This is a genomic window from Tautonia sociabilis, assembly GCF_003977685.1.
GTDB lineage: Bacteria > Planctomycetota > Planctomycetia > Isosphaerales > Isosphaeraceae > Tautonia > Tautonia sociabilis.
Map to the genome: position 1 here is coordinate 15,847 of NZ_RYZH01000036.1, position 22,960 is coordinate 38,806.

The following is a 22,960-nucleotide window of genomic DNA, read 5'->3' on the forward strand; positions in this document are numbered from 1 at the left end:
GACACCCCCGGGGATCTTAGAAATCGATTTTAACCCCAAGCTCGGAACCGGTCCAAGTGGCTTCGCGCCCTTTTTCAGCGTCTTTCGGGCCGGTTGCGAGCACTCCGAGGATGGCCATCCCGATCAGTGAGACCCCCATCGCCATCCGGACCTCCAGGGGGTCATACGTCAATTCGATGCGCCCGCCCCCAGCCGGGACCCGGACCCACAGGAACGGCCCCGACCCCGCCGAAACCTCCAGCGGCCCGAGGTCGCACCGCGCCCGCCACCCGGGGACGAAGGCAATCGGAATCATGATACGATCGCTCTTCGATCCGACCGATGGAAGCTCTCCCCGGCGGATCTCCGCGACCACCCGGCCGTCCCGGTCCTCGACGATCGTCGCCTGGGCCGGCGGAAGCTCCCAGTGGCCGACCCACACCGACCCGACCCGGACCACTCGGTCGAACAGCCCGACGGGAGGCGGCGACGCCCCGACGACCGCCGAGACCCGGCTCGCCTCCAGGCGATCCCGGGCGCGGGCGACCCCCTCCCAGGTGACCTCGCGCCGGCTCGACCGGGCGCCGCCCTCCTCGAACAGCGGGTCGAGCCATTCGGCCATGCCGATCAGTTCGATCGCGTCGTAATTCCTCACGTCGGCCAGACCGTAACGCATGAGCATATTCGGTGGCAGCTCCGCCCCCACCGCGAGAATGCGAGCCGGCGGCGAGGCCTCCCGCCTGAGGTGCTCGATCACCGGGCCGGCCGGCCGGTAGTCGTCCCGGTCGATCATCGGAAAGGCCCCCCGGTGGGCGGAGGCCAGGTCCGCCAGCACCACCGAGAGCACCAGCGCCCGGAAGGCGGCCGACCGGCGTCCCCGAGGCCGGCCGATCGCCCAGGAAGCCAGCGCCGCCAGGCCCGCCAGGATGGTCGAGGTCCGCAGCAGCGCCCCGGGGTGCGATTCGACGAGGTTCCGCACCTGCCGATCGGCCAGGGCCGCCGCGTCGGCCGCCGAGAGGTCGTCCGATCGGGCCGAGGCGGCCTCGTAATGGGCCAGGGCCCGATCCCGGATCATCTCCTCGAAGGTTGGCAGCGCCGCCGAGGCCGCCGCGAAGGCCGCCGCCCCGACGGCCCAGCACGCCACCCAGGCCCGCCACCGACGGCCCGGCTCCCAGCGGTGCAGGCGGTCCAGGCCGATCGCCCCCAGGCCGACCAGGCCGAAGGCGACCCAGAGCGCCATGCGGCGGTGGTCGGTCACGTCGAGCACCGGCAGCAGGCGGAGGATCGTGTCCGCCGGCGGGAGCTTCGCGCTGGCCAGCGCCCCGATCGCGGCGGCCGTCGCGAGGAACGAGACCGTTCGCCCCCGGCCGACCGCCAGGCCGACCGGGGCCAGCCAGATCAGGGTCGCCAGGCCGGCGAACCCGCCGGCGGACTCATTCACGTTGTCCACGCCGATCGCCTTCGCCAGGTTCGGCTGCCCGCGCCGCTGGCCGCCGAACAGGTCGGGCACCGCCGTGCAGGCCGCCTCCAGCAGCCGGGGCCTGGAGAGCTCCCAGGGCGGCCCCATCTCCTCTCCCCGGTCCCGCCAGACCGGGCTCCGGGAGAGATAGACACCCAGCGGGACAACCGCCACCGCGGCGGTCGCCACCCCGAGCGTCATCGCCGCGGCCCATCGGGCCAGCGCCCCCTTGCTCCCTCGGACAGAGGCGACCTGAAACGCGACGCCGACCGAGGCCAGCAGAAACCCGTGGGCGGCCGTCTGGACGTGCCCCCCCAGCAGCATCGCCGCCGCGAAGGCCGCCACCGCGGCCATCGCGCGGCGGCTCCCGCGCTCGACCAGCCGGGCCGAGGCCGCCAGCAGCCAGGGGAGCCACGCGGCGACGCTCGCCAGCGGATAGAGCAGCCAGAGGGTCATGAACCCGCAGCCCGGGTAGCAGAGCCCGGCGAACCACCTCCCCCACGGGCCGAGCCCCCAGGCCCGGGCCAGCACGAACATCCCGAGGCCGGCCACCCAGAGCCTCGCCGCGGCGACCCAGGCCAGGGCGCCCGGCATGGGGCCGAGGTAGGCGATCAGCAGGAACGGATCGAAGGGGGCACTCTGGCCGTTCGCCAGGTGCGGCGCCCCGCAGCCGACCTTGCCGTTCCACAGGGGCAACCGCCCCTGGCGGAACATCGCCCGGTTGAACTCGATCCAGGGCTCGAACTGGAGCATGGGGTCCGTCAGCAGCCGGTTGGCCGGCTCGAAGGCGTACCCCGACGGCTCGCCGGGCCGGTCGAAGCTGCGCTGAACGTACGCCAGATCCGATGGGCTCAGCACCCGATGGCCGATCAGCGCCGGCCCGAGCGGCACCGCGATCGCCACGGCCAGGGCCGCGCCGAAGATCGCCAGTTCGCGCCGCGGTGTCATCGCCGAGCCTCCGTGCCCGGTGCGTTCGAGGTACCGATCCTCTGGCCTGGAAGACAGGACCAGCCTAGGGCGGTTGTCGCGATCGATCAAGGCGAGTTCGACCGGTGATCGGACCTCTTGCAGACCCGAAGCGGATTGGGAAGAGGAGGGAGATCGGGCCTCGGGCCCTCGGTCCCCGGGATTTGGATTCCGTTGTCGATCTCCCACCTCGCGGGTAAGATCCCGGCCCGTCCTCGCCTTCCGTCGACCAATGGCCCGGGGGCCCTGCGCATGCGACGTCCCTCGCTCTCGATGCCCGCGATCGCCCTCCTCGCACTCTCCCCGATCGCCGGCGCCGCCGACGCCCCGCTGCCGGCCGTGCCCGAGGGGTGGAGGGTCGAACTCGTCGCCGAGGCGCCGGAGATCCTCTACCCGACGGCGATCGTCGCCGCTCCGGACGGGACCATCTACCTCGGGCAGGACCCGATGGACATGCCCGGCCCGCCGACCGAGCCGATCGACTCGGTCGTCTCCCTTCGGCCGGACGGGACGATCACCACCTTCGCCTCCGGCCTCTGGGCGGTCATGGGGCTGGAGTGGATCGAGGACACGTTGTATGTCGTCCACGCGCCGTTCCTCTCCGCCTTCCGGGACACCGACGGCGACGGCCGGGCGGACGAGCGACGGGACCTCGTCACCGGCCTCGGCCCCGAGAAACCGGGCTTCAGCGGGCTGAACGACCACGTCCCCTCGGGCATGGAGCTGGGGATGGACGGTTTCCTCTACATCGCGGTGGGAGACAAGGGGATCCCCCGAGCCGTCGGCACCGACGGGGAGACGATCCAGCTCAAGGGAGGCGGCGTCATCCGGGTGCGCCCCGACGGCTCGGACCTGCAGGTCGTCTCCACCGGAGAGCGCAACCCGCTCTCGGCCATGCTCACCGCCACCGACGAGATCTTCACCTATGGCAACGACGACGACAGCAAGAAGTGGCCCAACAGCCTGACCCACCACATCGTGGGAGGCCACTACGGCTACCCCTACGAGTTCCTCCTGCGCCCGGAGCGCTGCCTGCCGATCGTCTCGGGCCAGATCGGCGGGTCGGGGACGCAGGGAATGATCTCCAAGGGAGACGGCTTGCCCGGGCGATATCTCGGGAATCTGTTCCTCTGCGACTGGGGCCTCCAGACCGTCTTCCGCGTCGAGGTTTCCCCGAACGGCGCCACCTTCCGCATGGCCCGCCGCGAGCCGTTCGTGACCGCCGGGGAAGTGCCCGACTTTCGGCCCTTCTCGATCGCGCCGTCGGCCGACGGCGCGTCGCTGTACCTCGTCGACTGGGGGATCGGCAACTGGCTGCTCTCGGGAGCCCAGACCGGGAGGCTCTACCGCTTGTGGTACGACGGCCCCGATGCGGTGGCCGCCGCGGCCGAGCCCGAGACGCTCGGCATCGCCGCCCTGGACCACCCGAACCACGAGGTCAGGCTCCGGGCCCAGCGAGCGCTGGCCGGCAGAGGGGCCAGTGCGGTCGGCCCGCTGGTCGATCTTCTGGGAGACGCCTCCCGAGGGACGCAAGGGCGCCTGCACGCGATCTGGGCGCTCGATGCGATCGGCTCCCCCGAGGCGACCGCCGCGCTGCGGAAGGCGCTGGCCGACGCCGATCCGATCGTCCGCTCCCAGGCGGCGAAACGGGCCGGGCTCCGCAAGGATTCAGGGGCGAGGCCGACCCTGGAGCGGCTTCTCGACGATCCGGATCCCGTCGTCCGGCGTGAGGCGAGCATCGCCCTCGGCCTGCTCGGCGACCCGGCCTCGGCGCCGGCGCTGATGGCCTCGCTTGGCGACCCGGATCCGACCGTGGCCTGGTCGATCCGACAGGCCATCCGGACCCTCGACGCCTGGGACGCCGACCTGCTCCTGGCCGCCCTGACCGATCCCGGCCGTCGGGCCGAGGCGCTGAAGCTCACCGACGAGGCGTGGGCCGTGCCCGTCGCCGACGCGCTGGCGAACGCGGTCTCGGCGCTCGATGACGCCGGGGCAAGGGCCGAGGTCGTCGGCAACCTGGCCGGGATCCTCCTGGCCTATCCCGAGTGGGACGGCGAGTGGTTCGGCACCAACCCGCTGGCCGGGGCCATGCCGCGGAAGACCGAGCCCTGGGACCGGGAGGGGATGCGGCTGGCCCTCATTGGCTTGATCAAGGCGCTCGACGATCCCGATGCGACCGTTCGCGGCCGGGCCATCGTCGGCCTCCGTCCGGCGGGGCCGACCGTTGGGCCGTACCTCCGCGCCCGGCTCGATCGCGAGGCCGATGGCGAGAACCTTCGGGCCCTCGCCCTGATCCTCGGCGACCAGGTCGATGTGGCCGCCGTCCCCTCCCTCGCCCGCCTCGCCACCGACTCCCAGACGCCGATGGTCGCCCGTGCCGCCGCCGTCGACGCGCTGGGGAACATGCCCGGCCCCGACGCGCTGAAGGCCCTCTTCGGCCTCACGTTCGACCCCGACGCCCCCCCGGAGCTGGTCGCCCGCGCCCTGCCGCCCCTGGCCTCGTCTCGAGCCCTGCCGCCGAACGACCTGGCGAGCTTCCTCGACCGCGAGGCGCCGGCCATCCGCATCGCCGCGCTCGGGGCCCTCGCCGCGGTCGAGGGCCTGCCGGAGCACCTCAAGGCCCGGGTCGCCTCTCGGCTGGATGACCCGGATCCGACCGCCCGAGTGGCCGCCATCGCCGCCGTCGCGGCGCTGGGGCACCGACCGGCGGTGCCGAGCCTCGTCGCCATCGCCCGGTCGGCCGACGTCGACCCAACGGTTCGCTCCGCGACCGTCCGAGCCCTGGCCGCGTTGCCGGATCCCGACGCCTTGCCGGTGTACCTGGAGGCCCTGGGCGACCGCGACGCCGGACTGAGGCGATCGGCCGAGTCGGCCCTGCTGGCGATCCGAGACCGCGTCCGCCCCCAGTTGGAAGCTCGGGCGAGCGCGAGCGACCTGACCGCGCCGGAGGCGGCCTCGCTGGAGCGGCTCCTGACCCGATTCCGACCGATCGTCGACTGGCGAGTCATCGGCCCGTTCGCCCGGACGACGGCCCGAGTGTTCCTGGGAGAGCCGTCGATCGACTTCTCCCGGACCCATTCCGGCGTCGAGGGCCGGCCGATCTCCTGGCAGGAGCGTCGGGGAGACCCGCGAACCGGCCGCGTGGTGATCGACGACTTCAAGGGGGGCCGCGGCGACCTCGGCGGCTTCGGCTACGACGAGACGAGTTCTCCGGATCTGGCCGCCTTCGCGTTCGCCGAGATCCCGTCGCCGACCGACCGGGAGGCCCTGCTCCTGTTCGGCTCCAGCGGATCGCTGATCGCCGAGCTCAACGGCGAGCAGATCCACGCCTTCTCCGAGTACGCCGGCCGCCCGTATGCCCCGGACAGCGACCGCGTTCGAGTCCTCCTGAAGGCCGGCTCGAACCGCCTGGTGATGCGCGTCCGCCAGGGGATCGGCACCTGGTCCTTCAGCGTGCAAGTCTCCGAACCGGGCCAGAGGCTGCTGGCCTCGCCGCCGGCCGGGGAGGGGATCGAGGCGTTGCGGTCCTTCGCCCTCGCTCACGAGGGGGATCCGGCTCGGGGCGAGGCCATCTTCTTCGCCGCCGACGGCGTCGGCTGCGCCAAGTGCCACGCCGCCGACGGCAAGGGAACGGCCGACATCGGCCCGGACCTGACCGGCCTGGCGTCGAAGTACGATCGAGCCGAGCTGATCCGGTCGGTCCTCGAGCCCTCCCAGCGAATCGCCACCGGGTATCAGCCGGTGCTCGTCGCCACCGACGACGGCCGCGTGCTCACCGGCCTCGTCCGGGAGGAGACGGCCGACGAGCTCGTCCTCGCCGACGCCGAGGCGAACCTCATCCGGCTGCCCAAGGCCCGCATCGAGGAGCGCCGAGTCGGTCAGACCTCCATCATGCCCGGCGGCCTGGCCGAAGCGCTCTGCCCGGAGGAGTTCGCGGATCTGATCGCCTATCTCGGCACGCTGACCGCTCCGGCGGGTGAACCCTGAGCGGGCGATCGATCCCCCACGGGGATCATCGAGTCGGGTGGTCGACCACCTCGAAGACCGCCACCGATCCGGAGACGCTCTGCCAGGCAAGCCGCACCCGATCGGGCCGCTCGGCCACGAATCGGGAGAGGGGGTCGCTCTCGGCTCGGGCGAACCGGCCCTCGGCGAGGACGAGGTAGGCGACACCAAGGCGGTCGATCTCCCGGGCGATGGCGTCTGGCCCCCCGGCGGGGGGAACGACTCCGGGGCGATCGGTGAACCAGAAGGCCTCGGCGGGGTAGGCAGTCATGATCGGCCCAGGGAGGTCGCCGGATCGGGCAATCCAGTCGAGCGCGGCGTCGACCGGCTGCTGCAGCCTGCGCTCGGCCCCGGCGCGGTCGGTGACGACGGCATAGACCGAGTACGGCATCGCCGCGGCCAGCAACAGGGCCGAGACCCAGGAGAGCGGACGCCTCCGGCCCAGGAGACGGGCCAGGTCTGCGCCCCCCTCGGCCGCGACGACCAGCAGCGCCGGCACCAGGGGCACCAGGAACCGGCCCGCCTCGGTGTACGGCCAGGAGAGCAGCAGCGCCAGGTTGCAGACGACAACCAGCCCCGCCGCCCTCCGGCGAGGAGCCCTGAGCGAGAGAAACAGACCCCGAGCCACGATCAGGCTCGCCGCCACCGCGACGATCGCCGCCACCGGATAGGCCCGGGGCGAGAAGACCGTGCCGACCTCGACGAACGGGCCGGTCAGCGCGTCCGGCACCCTCAGGACGTAGAACCAGGCGTTCCCGGCGATCACGGAGGGCAGGGAGCCCTCGGGGAAGTAGCTCAGGTGCGTCCTCCCCTGGCCGGTCGCCAGCCGCCAAGCCCAGGGGGAGAAGACGACCGAGGCGACCGCCACCGACGCCGCCAGCGCCCCCCACCGTCTCCGGATCATCAGCTCCAGGCCGACCGCCACGGCGACCGCGGCGCCGATCAACCTCGTCAGCATCATCGCCCCGAGCCAAGCGCCGAGGCGAGCCCCCCGGCTCGCCCCCCCCTTGCCCGACGCCGCCAGGGCGGCCAGCAGGGCGAGCTGCTGGCAGAGCATGTAGAGCGGCTCCGACTGGATCTCCCCCCCCACCCGATGCCAGGTCCAGTTCATGGCCAGGGCCAGGCCGAGGAGCGTGGCCACCCGGGCCGGGAACAGCCCCCGGAACCACCGCCAGGCCGCCACCGCCGCCCCGGTCGTGCAGGCGATCGAGAGCGCATGCGCCGCCGCCGCCGACCTGCCCACCACCGCCCAGGCCGCCGCCAGCACGGCCGGGTATCCGGGGGGAAAGTGAACGTGAGGGGGGGCGTCGGGCTGGTCGATGCTCCGGTATCCCCGGCCGTCGAGCAGCGACCGGGCGAGCATGGCGTAGCCGGCGCCGTCGAACCGGGGGGGCTCGTCGAACCCGGTGTTCCCGGCCGCCCCGACCGCCATCACCGCCGCGATGAGCAGCGGAGGTCCCATGCGCCGCCTCAACCGCCTCGATCCCGAATGGTCCATCCCCGGCCCTCCCTCGCGACGCTTGGACCGAGCGATTCTACCAGGGTTGGTGCCGGCTCGGGACGGCACCAGCAGCGTCCCTCCCCGGCCAGGCCGTCCTCTCGGACGGGGGGCCCAACGGGCGGCTTGCCGGCCGGGGAGGAGCCGTCGGAGGCGGGTTCGACCTCGTCCGCCGACCGGATCCGCCCGGCCCGGGGCCGATCCCGAGGCCACCGCCCGGCACGCCCCAGGGCGGATCATCGTCTGGGAATCGGGATTCGGACGCCTACAATAAACCAGAGCCGCCGGGGGCCGTCCCCGACCCGGGCCGAGTCGCCCGGCCGTCGACCGGCCCCGGAACCCCGGGAGCCCGAGACGATGACGATCGCATGTTCGACCGCCCTACTGCTGGCGATCGCGGGGGCGTCCCCCGCCCCGGCCCAGGAGCCCGCCCCCTCCCCTCCCCCTCAGGAACAGGGGGATCGCCCGGCCGACCGACCGACTGAGGAGCCCGCCGTGGAGCCCGAGCAGGAGCCGACCCCCGAACCGAAGCCCCCCGTCTCCCCCGAGCCCAGGCTCGCCACCTTCGGCGGCGGCTGCTTCTGGTGCACCGAGGCCGTCTTCGAGATGGTCAAGGGGGTCCACGACGTCGTCTCCGGCTACTCCGGAGGCCGAGTCCCCTTCCCCTCCTACGAACAGGTCTGCTCCGGCCTGACCGGCCACGCCGAAGTCGTCCAGATCACCTACGACCCCTCGATCATCAGCTACACCGAGCTGCTCGAGATCTTCTGGAAGACCCACGACCCGACCACCCTGAACCGACAGGGGCCCGACATCGGCACCCAGTACCGCTCCATTATCCTCGCCCACGACGAGGAGCAGTTGCGGATCGCTCAGGAGCTGAAAACCAAGCTCAACGAGGCCAAGGTCTTCCGCAAGCCGGTCGTCACCCAGGTCGTTCCCTTCCAGGCCTTCTTCCCGGCCGAGCCCTACCACCAGGACTACTTCCGCAAGCATCCCGACGCCGCCTACTGCCAGTTCCAGATCATCCCCAAGCTCCAGAAGTTCAGCAACGTCTTCCGAGACAAGATGAAGTAAATGCTTCGATGACGGACCCTTGGGCCGAGGTGGCGGGGGGCGTGTCGGCTCCGACATCGGGGGCCATTCCCCTTCCGGGCGATCCTCCGGTTCTGCCCCGAGCACGAGGGTGGCCGGCTCGTCTGGGTCGGGTGCTGCTGCTCGGGATCGACGACAGCCGGGTCGAGGAGGCCGCCGGCCTCCCGCCCGGACAGTATCTGGAACCCTCGGCCAGGAGTTCGAGGTCGGTCGTCGAGGGGGAGCGCGAGCCGTCGCCGAGGCCCCGGCGGAGAGAGCCGGGGCATCCCGGGATCAGACGCGGCCGAAGCAGATGATGGTCATGTCATCGGCCTGGGACTCGCCGCTGGAGAACTCGCGGATCTCCTGGAGGATGGCGCGGCCGACGGACTCGGGGTCGCCCGAGAGCTCGGCCAGACGTCGAGGAAGGCGAGGCTGCTCGGCGTTGTGGTAGAGCTCCCCCGAGGGGCTGGTGGCGTCGGTGATGCCGTCGGAGTAGACGACGACCACGTCTCCCGGCTCGAGCTGGACGGCGCGTTCCTGATACTCGAAGCCGGGGATGATGCCCAGGGGGAAGCCGGAGATGTCGGCCCCGACCTCCTCGACCTTGCCGCCGGCCCGCCGGATCAGCAGTGGCGGGTGCCCGGCCGAGGCGATGGTCAGCAGGCCGGAGGGGAGATCAAGCAGACCAAGGCTCAGGGTGATGAACCGCTCCTCCAGACCGGCCTCGCAGAGCTGGTCGTTGAGCACGCCGACCGCTCGGGCGGGAGAGGGCTCGGTGAGGATGCAATACCGCGTGTTGCCGGAGAACTTGGCCATCATCAGGGCCGCGGGGATCCCCTTGCCGGAGACGTCGGCCAGGGCGATGCCGATGCGGTCGCCGGGCAGCGGGACGAAGTCGTAGTAGTCGCCGCCGACGTTGTAGGCGGCGTGGTAGTAGGCGAAGAACTTGTAGCCGGGGACCTTGGGGACCGACTCGGGCAGGAAGCTGCGCTGGACCTGCTCGGCCAGCCTCAGATCGCGGCGAACGCGCTCCTGGTGGAGCAGATCCTCATACATCCGGGCGTTCTGGATGCTGATGGCCGACTGGCAGGCGATGGCGACCAGCAGGTCGAGGTCCTCCTGCTGGAACTGCCGGGCGGAGGTGGTGTCGAGCTGGATGATCCCCAGGGCCTGGCCGTCGGGGGTCATCAGCGGGGCGCACATGACGGATCGGATCTTCAGGTCGGCGATCGAGGCGGTCACGGGGAGGTTGGCGTCGTTGCCGGCGTCTTGGCTGAGCACGGCCTGCTTGCGCTCGAGCACGTGGTTGACGATCGACCGGCTGATGTTCATCGGCGGCTCGTCGTCTTTGGCGGCGGCGGCCAGCGCGCCCAGCGGCGGCCGGCTGCGAGACTGGCGATGCTTGAACGCCTTGCGGACGAGCCGGTCGGTCTGGGGGTCCTTCAGCACGAGGAAGGCACGCTCGGCCGAGGGGAAGATCTCGAAGAGGGTGTCGAGCACCTTGGGGGCGACGGCGTCGATCTGCACGGCGCTGGAGAGGTTGCGGGTAATGTCCAGCACCGCCGCGAGCTTCCGCTCCGGCGGCACGCCGGAGCCGAGGACCCGGGTGGTCGAGGCGTCCAGGGTGTGCAGCGTCGATTCCTCGACGTGGTCGGTGACGATCACATCCGAGGCGTCGGAGTCGGGAGCGGCCAGCCGGGTGAGGTAGACGAACTCGACGTCGCAGATGTTGATCCGGTCCCCCGGCTTCAGCGGCAGGCGCTGCCAGGGGGGAACGGTCTGGTTGTTGAGCTTCGTCGTGTTCCGGGAGCCGAGATCCTCGAGGTAGAACTGCCCCGCGTCGCGGCCGATCTGGGCGTGGCGGCGGCTGACGCCCTGGGGGTCGAGCACCAGGCTGCAATCCGGGGCCCGGCCGATGAGGAAGGCGTCCCCCTTGAGCTCGATGCACTGGCCGCGCTGCTCGCCGTTCTCTCTCCGGAGGAAAGGCATCGCGGGAAGACTCCGATAACCGTTGCGTTCGCGAAGCGTTGCGGTGCGAGTGGGGAGCGCCGTGGTCGGCCGGGCGGGTCAGGGCCGGGAGAGGGGGCCGAGGCGGCCAGCCTCGAGGCGATCAGCGGGATCGAGGGTGACCACCCGGAGCGCCTGGAAGAGATCCTCCCGGACCTTGAGCCAGCGCGAGTCCTGCCCTTCGGCGTCTGCGCCGCCGCGGGCCCACTCGACGATCTCCAGGGCCAGTTCGGCCTGGGCGGGTTCGAGATAGTCCGGAGGCCGGGCGGTCAGGTGCAGAAAGGCGTCCTCGGGGCGGTTCTCCAGGGCGGCGGCGGCGGCCCGGCAGAGGTCGACCAGGCGAGTGCGGGCGTCGGCGGCTCCGCCGGGGGAGGCCTCCAGCGAGTCGGCCAGGCCGGAGAGCCCGTCGGCGTCGAGGCGGTCAAAGAGCACGCGGGCCAGGTGCGTGTAGGCCAGGGACGCCGCGTCGGACTGCTCGCCGAAATACCCAGGCACCGCCAGCAGGGCCGCCGGCCGAGAGGCAGGGCGGGCGACGAGCTGGGCGTAACGGAGCTGGTCCCGGGCCGTCGATTGCCTCGGGATCTCCGACCATCCCGGCGCCATCCAGAGGGCCGCCGGCCCCGACGGGGGGCCTCCGCCCATGAGATTCCCCGGCCGGTCCGACCATCCCAGGCCCGCCCCAGCCAGCAGCCCCAGGCCCGCGAGGGCCGCCAGGCTCCAGCCGTTCAGGGTCGCCCCCCCCAGCAGCGCCCCGGCCCGGGCGACCACCGCCCGGCCGACCCGGCGGCGGAGGGCCGGCGCCGGCCCTTCGGGCGCGGGGGCCTCGGGAAACGACGGGACCGCCTGGGTCGCCGTAACGATCCCCTTCAGCCGGGCCAGCTCGCGGTCGACCTCCCGGGCCGACTGGTAGCGGTCCTCCGGCTTCTTGGCCATCAGCGTCATGACCAGCCGGCAGAGCTCCGGGGGCAGGTCGGGGCGGTGGACCGACAGGTCGATCGGGCTCTCCTGCAGGTGCTTCAGCGCCATCGCCACCGGAGAGTCGGCCTTGAAGGGGGGCACCCCGGCGAGCAACTGGTAGAAGGTGACCCCCATCGAGTAGAGGTCGCTGCGGTGATCCAACTCCTTGCCCCGGACCTGCTCGGGGCTCATGTACATCGGCGTGCCGAGGGTGATCCCCTCCTGGGTGAGATGCATCGTATCGGCCCCCTGCTCGCGGCAGAGGCCGAAATCCGCCACCTTGACCTGCCCCTTGCGTGTCAGCAGCAGGTTCTCGGGCTTGATGTCCCGGTGGATCAGCCCGATCTCCCCGGCGGCGATCATGGCCTGGCAGGTCTGCCTCATGATCGTCATCGCCAGGGGAAGGGGGAGGGTTCCCTTCCGCGTCAGGTAGTCGCGCAGGTTGGTCCCGTGCACGTACTCCATGGCGATGAACCGCAGGTCGCCATGGCGCCCCAGCGTGAAGACCTGCACGATGTTCGGGTGGTTGAGCCGGGCGACGGCGGTCGCCTCGACCTCAAACCGGCTCAGGTAGGTGGGGTTGGCGGCCAGCTCGGGCTTGAGGACCTTCAGCGCCACCGGGCGGTTGAGCGACTGCTGCCGAGCGAGGTAGACCTCTCCCATCCCTCCCCGGCCGAGCATCCGCTCGACGAGGAAGTCGCCGCCGATGAGCTGACCAGTCAGGTCGCGCACGGCCCCGACGGCACCCGAGGAGGCGTCGCCCTGCCATCCGGCGGTCGTGTCCCCGCTGCTCATAATCCGTCGGGACTCCTCCGAGACGGTCCGGGCCCCTCGCCCCGGCCGGCGCCGCGCCCCTGACCAGTGTAGTGCCGGTCCGGCCCGGCTGCAAACATCAAAGGCGCCACCGATCCCCGGCTCCCCGGCTCCCCGGCCCCCGGCCGGCGCCTGGAGGCGTCCGGTTGCATCCGGGTCCGGGATCCCGGCCGGCGACGGCCGGCCCCCCGACCGCCTCGCCTCGACGGCAACCGTCTCGGCTTCAAGGCCCCCGCCACCGCCGCCGAACTCGATCGTCTGGGGAGAGGGGAACGCCCCCCCTGCCCCGCTCTCCCCCGGCGAGTCAAGCCCCGGCCTCCTCAAGAGGGCCGATCGAACCCGGCCACAGGGGCGCGAGGGGCCGATTGGCCCGGGACCGGCCGGAGGGGCAGACGACTCCCCGGCCGTTCCCTTCCGAGATCGCCCCGACCCGCCGACGCATCATCGTCGATCCGGAGAGTGGATCGATCCCCGGTCCCCTGATAGAACGGCGAGACAGACGCGCAGCTGACCGACGCCCGCGCGACCCCGGCGGCGGGGACGGTCCCGGTCGCCTCCCTCGACCGCGAACCTCGGGAACGTTGATCATGATCGATCGCCGATTCCGCGTGGCCGGGCTCGCCTCGGCCCTGCTCGTCGCCGCGCTGGCCGATCGAATGGCGGACGCCGCCGAACCGATCCGAGTCGAAACGCCGATGCCTCCCCCCGAGTGGGGCTTGCTGGAGCGGGCCCTGCTGCGAGCCAACGAGGACGCCGTCGAACAGTTCTTCGACCGCTACTTCGACGACCGCGGCTTCGCCCTCTGCGTGGAGCGCTGGGGGGGCGACGACGGCCCCGACGACGCGAGCGAGAGCTTCGGCGACTGGCCGCTCCTCCACGCCCTGGGGGCCTCGGATCGCGTGCTCGCGCTGGAGAAGCTCGCCTGGGAGGGGCACCTCCGCCAGTTCTCCCTGGCCCGAACCACCGAGGTCCCCCTCGGCCGAGACGGGATGTACTACCGAGAGTTCCCCACCCAGTTCGACTGGCTGCACCACACCGAGGGGCTCCGCCCGTTCTTCCTCCAGGGGCTCTCCGACCCGAACGACCCCGACCTGATCCGCCGATCGCTCCGCTTCGCGGGCTTCTACACTGGCGAGGACCCCACCGCCCCGAACTACGACCCCGAGCACAAGGTCATCCGAAGCCTGCTCAACGGCAGCCGAGGCCCCCTGCTCCGCCCGGCCACCGCGCTGGACTGGGCCGGCGACCCGATCGAGGTCGAGGGGCGCTTCGCCCTCCGGCACGGCGAGCGCAGCTACGAGGAGATGCTCGCGCACTTCAAGGACTATACCAACATCATCGGCGACCATCCCCAGAACCTCGCCAGCACCTCGCTCGGCCTGAACGCCTTCGCCCTCTCGGGGGAGCAACGGTACCGCGACTGGGTCCTCGAGTACGTCGACGCCTGGGTGGACCGCATGGCGGCCAACGGCGGCATCATCCCCTCGAACGTCGGCCTCGACGGCACGATCGGAGGAGGAGACGGCGGCCGGTGGTACGGCGGCGTCTACGGCTGGGCCTTCAGCGTCGAGGTCCCCCAGACCGGCGCGATCGCCCACCGCAATACCCACGCCCTCGGCCTGGTCGGCTTCGGCAACGCCCTGCTCCTGAGCGGCGACCGCCGCTACGTCGACGCCTGGCGCGGCATGATCGAGGCGATGGAGGCCCAGCGCCGCGTCATCGACGGGGTCGCGATGTATCCCACCATGCACGGCGACGACGGCTGGTACGCCTTCGTCCCGAACCCGTACCGCAGCGGAGCCCTGGAAGTCTACTACTGGTCGATGGACCCGGCCGACCGCGATCGGGTGCCCGGCTCCGGCTGGCTCGACTACCTCGACGGCCTCTCCCCCGACTACCCCTGCTCCGCCCTGCGCGCCGACCTGGACGCGGTTCGCCGCGCCGTCCAGGAGATCGCCGACGACCCGACGACCCCCGACACCCGGCTCTCCGACGACGTCCTCGCCCGCGACCCGGTCGCCATCGGCTCCCTCACCGAGTTGATGCTCGGCGGCCTCCCGACCGGCAACAACCGGCCCATCCTCCACGCCCGGCTGCGCTACTTCGACCCCGAGCGCCGCCGCGCCGGCCTGCCTCCCGACGTGGCCGCCCTGGTGGACGCCATGACGGCCGACTCCGTGTCCGTCACCCTGGTGAACCTCGACCCGACCCGGGACCACACCGTCTCGATCCAGGGCGGCGCGTTCGGCGAGCACCGCCTTCGCTCGATCCGGATCGGCGAGGAAACCACGCCGGTCGACGGCCGAACCGCCACCGTCCGGCTCTCTCCCGGCTGCGGCGCCCGGCTGGAGATCGCGATGGACCGCTACGCCGGGCCGCCGACCCTCCGGTTCCCCTGGGACCTCCCCTGACCCGGCTCTCGGTCAGCCCTTGAGCCAGCGGTCGAACCAGGAGAACGCCTCGGCCTGCATCGGGAGGTCGAACTTGTGCGGGCCGGGGTAGAAGGTCCCCCGATAGCGGTCCTCCGCCCCGGCCTTGGCGAAGACCTCGCCGAGCATGGAATCGGCCCGTCGCATCTCGGGAAGGGTGAAGAGGAAGTCCTCCTCATCGTACTGCACGAGCGTCGGCCGGGGCACGCGCAAGCCAAGGACCTCGGGATAGTCGAGGTCGTTCGGCAAACCGGGAACGTAGATCATCCAGGTGTGAGTGAACGTTTTGTTCAACAGATAGTCACGCCAAGTGCTCATCATGCCCACGCAGCAGGCGCAGGAGATCCGGTCGTCGGTGCCGGCCAGGTAGCAGGTCCGCAGGCCGCCGCCGGAGAGCCCGCCGCAGCCGATCCGGTCGGGGTCGACGTCGGGCCGGGAACTCAGGTAGTCCAGCGCCTTTCGGTCCTCGGCCAGGAAGACCCCCGGCCAGGTGGTGCCGGCGCAGAAGAGGCTCTTGGAAACGATATGCTCATGACCCGAGGCGAATCGGTTGTAGGCCCGAACCTCCTCGACCGATTCGGGCTCGACCTCCTCCAGGCCGTCCCGGATCCGGGCCGGCACGTCGGCCAGGCGGATCCGGCGGCTGGCGAAGGCGAAGGCGTCGTGCACCAGGACGAGATAGCCGCGGCGAGCCAGTTCGTTGGCCCAGCTCACGCCGCCGTAGTACTCGTCGCGGTGATCTCGCATGATCGGGTGCAGATCGTCGCTGATCTGGGCGACCTTCCGCCAGCCGAAAGACTTGTTCCCGCCGTGGTCGTGGAGCGCCAGCACGGCCGGCAGCCGGCCGCTCGCGCCGAGGGGCTTGAGCACGACCGCCTCGGTCGTCGGGCCGTAGGGGAGCTGCCAGCGGAGGTGCTCGACCTCCAGCCCGTCGTACTCGAACTGATGCTGGACCTCGGCGTGGGGGATCCCGCCGGCGTCGGGCTCGAGCATCAGGTCGGCCGTTCGCTGCCGGGCCTCTCGACGCCAGGCATCGAGTCCTTCCGGGGCGAACCTCGGGTTCCGGAATGAGAGTCGGGCCGGCCCCTCGCCGATCAGCGAGGCGGCCCAGGGGCCATAGGCCCCCAACATGTTCGGCTCCACGGCGGGGCTCCTGGTGCGAGCGGTACGAGGGTGAGGCGACCCGGTCGAATACTCCCGGTCGGTTATACCCCGAGACAAGGCCGGAGGCGCTCCCCGACCGATCGAATCCCCACGGTCGGCGGTTGCCCGTCGTCCGGATCGTGGTTACGCTCGGCCTCGGGAAGGATCGGCGGGCCGCCCTCCGGAGAGACGTCATGAGATCGATCCGATCGCTCGCGACGTTCTGGACCCTGCTTGGCCTCTCGGCGGCCCACCCCGCGAGTGCGGCCGAGCCCGGACGGCCCGCTTCCCGGGACCGGCCGCCGAACGTCGTCCTCATCCTCGCCGACGACCTGGGGTGGTCCGACCTGGCCTGCTTTGGCGCCGACCTGCACGAGACGCCCCGGATCGACGCGATGGCCCGGGAGGGCGTCCGGTTCACCTCGGCCTACGCGGCCCCGGTCTGCTCGCCGACCCGGGCCGCGCTGCTCACCGGCACTCACCCGGCCCGCCTGCACATGACCGTCTGGTACGAGCAGGCCCGGCGATCGCAACGCGACCGGCCGCTGATCCCCCCGGCCACGGTCGCCGACCTTCCCCACTCGGAGCGGACCCTGGCCGAGGCCCTCCGGGACGCCGGCTACCTGACCGCCCACGTCGGCAAGTGGCACCTCGGCGCCGCGAGCCACTACCCCGAGACGCAGGGCTTCGACGTCAACGTCGGCGGCACCTTCTGGGGGGCGCCTCCCACCTTCTTCTTCCCGTACCGAGGCCTGTGGTCGAACAGCGACGAATACCGATACGTCCCCGACCTGGAATGGGGGGCTCCCGGCGAGTACCTGACCGACCGCCTCACCGACGAGGCTCTTCGGATCATCGCGCGGGCCGGCGACCGCCCCGTTTACCTCAACCTCTGGTATCACGCCGTCCACACTCCCATCGAGGCCAGGCCGGAGGTGGTCGACCGCTATCGCGCCCGGCTGTCAGCCGAGCACCGCCACCGCAACCCGACCTACGCCGCGATGGTGGACATCCTCGACCACAACGTCGGCCGGCTCCTCGACGGCCTCGAGCGGCTGGGGACGCTCGACGAAACCATCCTCATTTTTCTGTCCGACAACGGCGGCTACATCAACGAATACCGAGGCGAGGTCGTCACCTCGAACGCCCCGCTCCGATCGGGCAAGGGCTCGCTCTACGAGGGGGGGATCCGCGTCCCCTTGATCGTCCGCTCGCCCGAAGGCGCCGGGGCCGGGACTGTCGTCGAGGAGCCGGTCACGGTCATGGACCTGTTCCCGACGATCCTCGACCTGGCCGGGGTTCCCGACGATCCCGTCCGGGCCGATCGGGGAGACGGCCGCAGTCTCGCCCCGCTCCTCGACGGCCCGTCCGACACGGCCTGGGACGGCCACGACGCCCTCTTCTGGCACTTCCCGCACTACTACCCGACGACGACCCCGGTGGGGGCGATCCGATCGGGGGACTGGAAGCTGCTGGAATACTTCGAGGACGGCCGCGTCGAGCTGTACGACCTCGCCTCCGACCCCTCGGAGCGGCACGACCGGGCCGAGGACTGCCCGGATCTCGTGGCCTCGCTCCGCCGCCGTCTTCGAGACTGGCGACGGGAGGTCGACGCCCAGATGCCCGAGCCGAACCCGGCGTTCGCCCGCTCACCGGAGTGAACGTCCGACGCCCCTGTCGTCAGGCGAGAAGCTCGCGCAAGACGCGGCCGTGGACGTCGGTCAGGCGGAAGTCGCGGCCGGCATAGCGGTAGGTGAGCCGCTCGTGGTTGAAGCCCAGCAGGTGGAGCATCGTGGCGTGCAGGTCGTGCACGCTCACCGGGTCGCGCTCGGCGCGGAAGCCGAAGTCGTCGGTGGCGCCGAAGACCGTGCCGCCCTTGATGCCTCCCCCGGCCATCCAGACGCTGAAGCCGTAGTGGTTGTGATCGCGGCCGAGCAACGACTTGCCGTCGGCCGACAGCTCGACGCTCGGCGTGCGGCCGAATTCCCCCCCCCAGAGGACGAGTGTGTCCTCCAGCAGGCCTCGGGCCTTCAGGTCGGTCAGCAGCGCGGCGATCGGGCGGTCGATCTCGGCGGCGAGGCGGCGGTGGTTGGCCTCGATGTTGTCGTGGTTGTCCCAGGGCTGTCCCGCGCCGTGCCAGAGCTGGACGTAGCGGACCCCGCGTTCGACCAGGCGGCGGGCGATCAGCGTCTGCCTCCCGTGGATCCCCTCACCGTAGAGCGCCCGCACGTGCGCCGGCTCTCGAGCGAGGTCGAACGCCTCGGACGCCTCGACCTGCATGCGGAAGGCCAGCTCGAACGACTGGATGCGGGCGTCGAGCCGGTCGTCTCGGATCGCCTCGCGGTGGTCGGCGCCGAGCGTCGCCAGCAGGTCGAGCTGCCGGCGCTGGGCGTCGGTGCTCGCCTGGGGATGGTCGATGTTCTCGATCATCCGGTCGATGCGCTCGTGCTTCGAGTCGATATAGGTTCCCTGGTACGCCCCGGGCAGGAAGCCAGCCTGCCAGTTCTCGACCCCCTTGATCGGGTAGCCGCCGGGGCAGAGGGCGATGAAGCCGGGGAGGTTCTGGTTCTCGGTTCCCAGGCCGTAGAGGACCCAGGCGCCGACGCTTGGCCTCGGCCTCACGGAGTCGCCGCAATTCATGAGCATGAGCGACGGTTCGTGGTTCGGCACCTGGGCGTACATCGACCGAATGACGGCGATGTCGTCGATATGCCGGGCCGTCTCGGCGAACAGCTCGCTGACCTCGATGCCGCTCTCGCCGTAGCGGCGGAACCGGAACGGCGAGGGGAAGGCGGCGCCGGTCTTCCGCTCGGTGAGCGGGGTCTCCGGCAGGGGCTGGCCGGCGTATTTCGCCAGCATCGGCTTGGGGTCGAAAGTGTCGACGTGAGACGGGCCGCCGTTGAGGAAGATGTGGATGACTCGCTTCGCCCGTCCCGGGAAGTGCGGGGTCCTCGGCTCCAGGCCACCGCCAGCGGCCGGGGAGGGGGCGGCGGCGAGATCTCCGGCGTCGGCCAGCACGCCCAGCGTCGCGAGCGCTCCCAGGCCGAGCCCCGACCGCGAGAGCAGCTCTCGGCGGGTCATCGGCGGTCGAGTCGCGAGCGGACGTCCCATGGCAGCCTCCCCGGGAGGCCGACGAACGATGTGTCCGTCAGTCGACATAGGAAAATTCCGTGGACATCAGCAGGACCTGGGCCAGTTGCTCCCACGGTCCGAGCCGTGGGGGCTCCTCGCCGACGAAGTCGGTCCGGGCATCCCAGGTCATCGCCCCGGCGGGGCCGACCTCTGAGATCACCGGGGCCCAGAGGAACTGGTCGCTGTTGAGCGTATCCCGGACGTCGACGACGAAGTCGATCGCGTCGCCCGCCCGAACGTCCAGCGCCTCGACGTCGAACCCGGCCCTGCCATCGTGCACCTCGGCCGATTGGATCAGGCCAAGCCGATCCCCGGCCAGGAAGCCTCGGATACCGTCCCCCTGGGCCACCTCGTGGATCAGGGTCGATCGGATCTGGATCGTCGCGTCCCGAGGGGCGATCCAACGCCGGACGGCGGCATGGTCCCGATCGTTGCCTGGATGGCCGCCCTCGGCGGTCAGGCGGACCCACCCGAGGGCCGGGTCGGGCCAGGATGGGCCCCCTTGCCAACCCTCTCCGGAGAAGTACGGCAGCGGGCGGAACCCGGAGACGGTTCCGGTCTCCTCATCGAACTGGCCGAAACCGTACCGCCAGGCCCCGGCCGTCGGCGGGGGGCCGGCGATCGGCTCGGCCTCGGCGGCTCGGACGAACGCCAGCGCGGCGTCGAGCTGCGCCGGGGTCGGATCCCGGAGCAAGGTCCGGCGAGAGAGCCGCCGCACCGCCTCCTCCGGTGTTCCCGCCGTCGCGACCTCCTCCCGGCTCGCGAGCGCCTGAGCCCTCCCCAGCACGAACGGGTGGTTCAGGAAGAACAGGGCCTGCTGCGGGACCGTGGTTTCGGCCCGCTCGGGGACGAGCAGGTCGGGGTTGGCGAAGTCGAAGACCCGGAGGACGGTCGGCAGATCCTGGCGGTCGACCCGGCCGTAGAGCGAGCGCCGCGTTGGGAACGGCCGCTCGAACATCGGCTCGGCCGACCCTCCGATCCGCCGATCGAGCTCCCCCGAGGCCGCCAGCAGCGCGTCGCGCAGTTCCTCGAAGGTGAGCCGGTGGGCCGTTTTCCGCCAGAGCAGGCGGTTCTCCGGGTCGATGCGCCGCGCCAGGTCGAATGCGGCCGGATCGCTCGGGCCGCCCGACGACTGGCGATAGACCGACGACGAGACGATCTCCCGGATCAGCCACTTGAGGCTCCACCCCTCCTCGACGAACCGAGAGGCCAGCCAGTCGAGCAGTCCGGGATGGCTCGGCGGCTCGGCCCGGGTGCCGAAGTCGCCGGGGGTACGGACCAGCCCCTCGCCGAACAGGTGCATCCAGACGCGGTTGACCGCCACCCGGGCCGTCAGCGGGTTCTCCGGGGCGACGATCTTCCGAGCCAGTTCCAGCCGGCCGCTGCCGATCTGGAACGGCTCGGCCTCGGGGCCGTCCAGCGCCTGGAGGAACCTCCTGGGGACGACCTCTCCCGGGTTGGCCGGGTTGCCGCGCCGGAAGACGCGGGGCTCGCTCATCGTCTCCCGATCGACCAGGACCCCCGCAAACGGCGGCGCCTCCGGCGATCGGATCAGCCAACGGTCGACCTCTCCCTGAAGCCGCCACAGCTCGACCGTCGTCGCCGTGGGGAAGAAAAACTCGATGTTCACCAGCGGCTCATCCGGCACCTCGCAGGGGGAGGAGGGGCCGAACAGCACGAGGCGGATCGCCTCGGCGTCGGGATCGGGCAAGGCCTCGGGGGCCGGCTTCCCCCCGGCTTCGGCCTCCTCGACGAGCCGTTCCCACTCCTGGGCGATCTGCCGGAAGACCTCGCCGTAGCGATCGGCCACCTCGTCCCGATCCGAGGGCGGATCCGAGAACGCCTGGGCGACGATCGGATTGACCGCTCCCGGAGCGGCCGACGCCAGGGACCGGCTCACTTCCGCGGCCCGGTCGGCGAACTCGGCCGGTGGGATGCGGGAGAATTCGACCCAGGGCAGGAAGACCGGGTCGCCCCGCTCGCCGGCTCGCCAGAGGGCCTCCTTCCAGCGGTGGACCGAGGCGGGAATCAGGTCGTCGGCGGTCAGGATCTGGCTGAACGCCTCGTCGGGGTAGTCGGCGAGCGAGAACTGGGCCCGCAGGTAGTCGGCCACCCGGTCTCTCGCCCGAGCCGCCGCCTCGGCGCGCTTCGCGGCGAGGGCCTCGGCGAGCTTGGCCTGCCGATCGCGGAGGCCGGTCTCGAACTCGGAGTCCTCCGGATCGCTCGCACCCTCTTCGGAGAACGCCGGCACAAGGCTCTCGGCGCTGTTGCGGAAGACGCCGTAGAGGGCGTAATAGTCGGCCGTCGGGATCGGGTCATATTTATGATCGTGGCACCGCGCGCAGGCGACCGTCAGGCCGAGCATCCCCCGCGTCACGACGTCGATCCGGTCGTCGATGATGTCGTGCGCCACTCCCAGGAACCGCCGCCCGATCGTGAGGAAGCCCATCGCGGCCAGGTCGCGGGGGTCCTCGGCGGCCCGGTCGGCGGCAACCTGGAGCAGGAGGAAGCGATCGTAGGGCAGGTCCTCGTTCAGCGCGCGGACGACCCAGTCCCGATAGGACTTCGCATGAACCCATGCCGACTCCTCCCGGCCGTAGACGTAGCCCTTGGTGTCGGAGTACCTGGCCACGTCGAGCCAGTGGCGCGCCCACTGTTCGCCGAAGTGCGGCGAGGCGATCAGGCGGTCGACCAGCCGCTCGTAGGCCTCCGGCGATTCGTCGTCAAGGAACGCCTCGACCTCCTCCGGGCTCGGCGGCAAGCCGGTCAGGTCCAGGCTCAGGCGGCGGATCAACGTTCGCCGATCCGCCTCCGGCGCGAGGCCCAGGCCGTTCTCCTCCAGGAGGGCGATCACGAAGCGGTCGATCGGCGAGCGGCCTCGGCCCCAATCCTCGACCTCCGGCGGGTTGACTCTTCGAACCGGCTGGAAGGCCCAGTGGTCGGCCGAGGTCCGACCGATCGACTCCTCGGCCCCCGGCGGAGCGGGGGTCCCGGAGGCCCCTTCGGACCCCGGCCAGGGGAGCCCCAGCTCGATCCACCGGCTCAGCGCGGCGATCTCCGCATCCGAGAGCCGGCCCTTCGGCGGCATCCTCGGCTCGGACTCATACCCGATGACCTCGACGAGAAAACTCTCGCCCGGCGATCCCGCCACGGCGGCCGGGCCGCTGTCCCCCCCGGAGAGGATCGCCTCGCGGGAGGTCAGGGCCAATCCGCCCTCGGGGTCGTCCCTCCCGTGGCACGACTGGCAGCGATCGACCAGCAGGGGCCGGATCGTCGTCTCGAAAAAGTCCTCGGCTGAACGCTCCTCCACTCCGTCCCCCCGAGCCAGTGGAGCCGGGAGGAGCAGGACGATCGCGATCCAGGCGGAAGAACGTCTCATGGCGGGAGGCGACGCTCCGATCCATCGGGCCAGGTCCGAATCGAGCTCAGGACGACGGCGGGCGGTGAGCCTCGAAGAGAGGCCACCACCGCTTTGGATCCGAAGCCGGATCGCTC

11 protein-coding genes are annotated in these 22,960 nt (G+C 71.5%); 4 read left to right on the top strand and 7 right to left on the bottom strand.

Features of this window, described 5'->3' with window-relative positions; all coding sequences use genetic code 11:
- Window positions 1-16 precede the first annotated feature (16 nt).
- Window positions 17-2,386 (bottom strand): hypothetical protein, encoded by a 2,370-nt coding sequence (locus TsocGM_RS17540; protein WP_126726762.1) that lies wholly within the window; start codon window positions 2,384-2,386, stop codon window positions 17-19.
- A 270-nt stretch (window positions 2,387-2,656) separates the two neighbouring features.
- On the opposite strand from TsocGM_RS17540, the gene TsocGM_RS17545 reads away from it, so the two are divergent.
- Window positions 2,657-6,391: a HEAT repeat domain-containing protein gene (locus TsocGM_RS17545; RefSeq protein ID WP_126726763.1), complete on the top strand. Its 3,735-nt coding sequence runs from the start codon at window positions 2,657-2,659 to the stop codon at window positions 6,389-6,391.
- Between the two features lie 25 nt (window positions 6,392-6,416).
- On the opposite strand, the gene TsocGM_RS17550 is transcribed toward TsocGM_RS17545, so the two are convergent.
- Complete coding sequence (locus TsocGM_RS17550) at window positions 6,417-7,871, bottom strand: glycosyltransferase family 39 protein (protein WP_158633611.1); 1,455 nt, start codon at window positions 7,869-7,871, stop codon at window positions 6,417-6,419.
- A gap of 393 nt (window positions 7,872-8,264) precedes the next feature.
- On the opposite strand from TsocGM_RS17550, the gene msrA reads away from it, so the two are divergent.
- Window positions 8,265-8,984, top strand: coding sequence for a peptide-methionine (S)-S-oxide reductase MsrA (gene msrA / locus TsocGM_RS17555; protein ID WP_126726765.1), 720 nt, complete (start codon window positions 8,265-8,267; stop codon window positions 8,982-8,984).
- Window positions 8,985-9,275: 291 nt separating this feature from the next.
- On the opposite strand, the gene TsocGM_RS17560 is transcribed toward msrA, so the two are convergent.
- Together TsocGM_RS17560 and TsocGM_RS17565 are read right to left on the bottom strand one after the other, a co-directional pair.
- Window positions 9,276-10,973, bottom strand: coding sequence for a SpoIIE family protein phosphatase (locus TsocGM_RS17560; protein ID WP_126726766.1), 1,698 nt, complete (start codon window positions 10,971-10,973; stop codon window positions 9,276-9,278).
- Between the two features lie 78 nt (window positions 10,974-11,051).
- On the bottom strand, window positions 11,052-12,743 hold the full coding sequence (locus tag TsocGM_RS17565; protein WP_126726767.1) for a serine/threonine-protein kinase: 1,692 nt from the start codon (window positions 12,741-12,743) through the stop codon (window positions 11,052-11,054).
- A 605-nt stretch (window positions 12,744-13,348) separates the two neighbouring features.
- Here TsocGM_RS17565 and TsocGM_RS17570 point away from each other — a divergent pair.
- Window positions 13,349-15,172: a hypothetical protein gene (locus TsocGM_RS17570; protein WP_233578996.1), complete on the top strand. Its 1,824-nt coding sequence runs from the start codon at window positions 13,349-13,351 to the stop codon at window positions 15,170-15,172.
- A 12-nt stretch (window positions 15,173-15,184) separates the two neighbouring features.
- Here TsocGM_RS17570 and TsocGM_RS17575 read toward each other — a convergent pair whose 3' ends face one another.
- Complete coding sequence (locus tag TsocGM_RS17575) at window positions 15,185-16,333, bottom strand: alpha/beta hydrolase family protein (protein ID WP_126726768.1); 1,149 nt, start codon at window positions 16,331-16,333, stop codon at window positions 15,185-15,187.
- A 194-nt stretch (window positions 16,334-16,527) separates the two neighbouring features.
- Between TsocGM_RS17575 and TsocGM_RS17580 the strand changes: the two genes are divergently transcribed.
- Complete coding sequence (locus TsocGM_RS17580) at window positions 16,528-17,994, top strand: sulfatase (protein ID WP_158633612.1); 1,467 nt, start codon at window positions 16,528-16,530, stop codon at window positions 17,992-17,994.
- 19 nt (window positions 17,995-18,013) lie between these two features.
- Here TsocGM_RS17580 and TsocGM_RS17585 read toward each other — a convergent pair whose 3' ends face one another.
- Together TsocGM_RS17585 and TsocGM_RS17590 are read right to left on the bottom strand one after the other, a co-directional pair.
- Window positions 18,014-19,444 (bottom strand): DUF1501 domain-containing protein, encoded by a 1,431-nt coding sequence (locus TsocGM_RS17585; RefSeq protein WP_233578998.1) that lies wholly within the window; start codon window positions 19,442-19,444, stop codon window positions 18,014-18,016.
- A gap of 37 nt (window positions 19,445-19,481) precedes the next feature.
- Window positions 19,482-22,844: a PSD1 and planctomycete cytochrome C domain-containing protein gene (locus TsocGM_RS17590; protein ID WP_126726770.1), complete on the bottom strand. Its 3,363-nt coding sequence runs from the start codon at window positions 22,842-22,844 to the stop codon at window positions 19,482-19,484.
- Window positions 22,845-22,960: the final 116 nt, after the last annotated feature.

Excerpts from the sequence above, each read along its gene's own strand:
- TsocGM_RS17545 (WP_126726763.1), top strand. The coding sequence starts at position 2,657 with ATGCGACGTCCCTCGCTCTCGATGCCCGCGATCGCCCTCCTCGCACTC.
- TsocGM_RS17570 (WP_233578996.1), top strand. The coding sequence starts at position 13,349 with ATGATCGATCGCCGATTCCGCGTGGCCGGGCTCGCCTCGGCCCTGCTC.
- TsocGM_RS17540 (WP_126726762.1), bottom strand. The coding sequence starts at position 2,386 with ATGACACCGCGGCGCGAACTGGCGATCTTCGGCGCGGCCCTGGCCGTG.
- msrA (WP_126726765.1), top strand. The coding sequence starts at position 8,265 with ATGACGATCGCATGTTCGACCGCCCTACTGCTGGCGATCGCGGGGGCG.
- TsocGM_RS17580 (WP_158633612.1), top strand. The coding sequence starts at position 16,528 with ATGAGATCGATCCGATCGCTCGCGACGTTCTGGACCCTGCTTGGCCTC.
- TsocGM_RS17565 (WP_126726767.1), bottom strand. The coding sequence starts at position 12,743 with ATGAGCAGCGGGGACACGACCGCCGGATGGCAGGGCGACGCCTCCTCG.
- TsocGM_RS17585 (WP_233578998.1), bottom strand. The coding sequence starts at position 19,444 with ATGGGACGTCCGCTCGCGACTCGACCGCCGATGACCCGCCGAGAGCTG.
- TsocGM_RS17550 (WP_158633611.1), bottom strand. The coding sequence starts at position 7,871 with ATGGGACCTCCGCTGCTCATCGCGGCGGTGATGGCGGTCGGGGCGGCC.
- TsocGM_RS17590 (WP_126726770.1), bottom strand. The coding sequence starts at position 22,844 with ATGAGACGTTCTTCCGCCTGGATCGCGATCGTCCTGCTCCTCCCGGCT.
- TsocGM_RS17560 (WP_126726766.1), bottom strand. The coding sequence starts at position 10,973 with ATGCCTTTCCTCCGGAGAGAGAACGGCGAGCAGCGCGGCCAGTGCATC.